The 1,139-nt window shown below is 69.4% G+C and carries 2 protein-coding genes; one reads left to right on the top strand and one right to left on the bottom strand.

All coding sequences use genetic code 11. The annotated features are described in order from the left end of the window. Positions 1–476: 476 nt before the first annotated feature. Positions 477–605 (bottom strand): hypothetical protein, encoded by a 129-nt coding sequence (locus tag ACFXJ5_RS41230; RefSeq protein WP_384643703.1) that lies wholly within the window; start codon positions 603–605, stop codon positions 477–479. Between the two features lie 116 nt (positions 606–721). Here ACFXJ5_RS41230 and ACFXJ5_RS41225 point away from each other — a divergent pair, with 116 nt between their 5' ends. Beyond that, on the top strand, positions 722–1,006 hold the full coding sequence (locus ACFXJ5_RS41225; protein ID WP_384643701.1) for a hypothetical protein: 285 nt from the start codon (positions 722–724) through the stop codon (positions 1,004–1,006). The last annotated feature ends 133 nt before the right edge of the window (positions 1,007–1,139 follow it).

The following is a 1,139-nucleotide window of genomic DNA, read 5'->3' as shown; positions in this document are numbered from 1 at the left end:
CGGGAACGCCACCTGTCATAACGGACCGATCCGTTGCCAGGGACTTCACATGCCTTTCCGAGCGCCGGGCGCCGGGTTCTCCACTGCGGCCCTACGCAGGCCACATATGCGGCGGTGCGGACCAGCTCCGCACCGGGCAGGTGGCGACCGGAGAACGCGGCAGAAATGGCGGACGCACTGCAACTGGCACGGAGGCTCAACGCTCTGTAGCTGGGCAGCCCTTTAGCTTTGCGCAGGTCACGTAGGCTCCGCGCGAAATCCGCGACGGGGCCATCCCCCTCGACGGGACGCTCCGCACGGCCCATCCTGCCTCCCCGAGCATCCATCAAGTACCAAGGCTGGCAGTCGAGTTCGCCCTGCACGGGCCAAGCCGGGTCAACATCTGGGTCCCGCTACAGCGGCTGCGCGCCAGGGTCCGGCTCACGAGCCTCATCCCTCCGCAGGCGCTCACCAAGGTCAGCGCGGAGCTGAGCAAGTCAGGGGTACCGATCGACCTCAGCGAGCTCAAGCCGCAGCACCTCGAGGAGCTCATCGAGTACCTCGACGACCTCACCGTCGACGTCGACGACCCCGACGCCAGGGTGCAGGTCTTCTGCGAATGACACCGCCACGGCGCCCGACGCCCGCCGGGACCACGAGGTCGGGCGGCCGTCCGGCCGGGCGGCGGCCGCGGGCGTTCAACCCATTGCGGCGGGTGCCGGGGAATCCGCAGGCGATAGAGATGCGGCCTGCGGTCACGCCGAGGGCGGCCAGTTGCTCGATCTGGACTTCGACGTCCAACGGCAGCATTCGCCTCGGCCAGGTGGCCCGCGGTTCGGTCGTGCTCGGGACCGCGTCCGGTGATCTGGAGGTCGGCACCGCCGCCTGGCTCGACGTCCACTCGGGCTCCGGGCAGGTGAGCAACACACTCGACGCCTCCGAGGCCCCGGAGAAGACCGAGGACACCGTCGAAGTCCACGCCCGTACCCGGCACGGCAACATCGACATCCGCCGCGCCCGGGCCTGAAGGCCGGCCCCGCCAACTTGCCCACTCCCCAGTCACTTCAGCTCCCCCGTCACTCCAGCCTTCGAAAGGAGAGCCCACGACCCCCGCGACCGGTGGGTGAACTGCCCACGGCCCGGCCTGCATCTCGTCAACA

It is taken from the genome of Streptomyces sp. NPDC059373 (genome assembly GCF_042751495.1).
In the GTDB taxonomy this organism is placed as follows: Bacteria; Actinomycetota; Actinomycetes; order Streptomycetales; family Streptomycetaceae; genus Actinacidiphila.
This window is presented reverse-complemented; position numbering and strand designations above follow the sequence as displayed.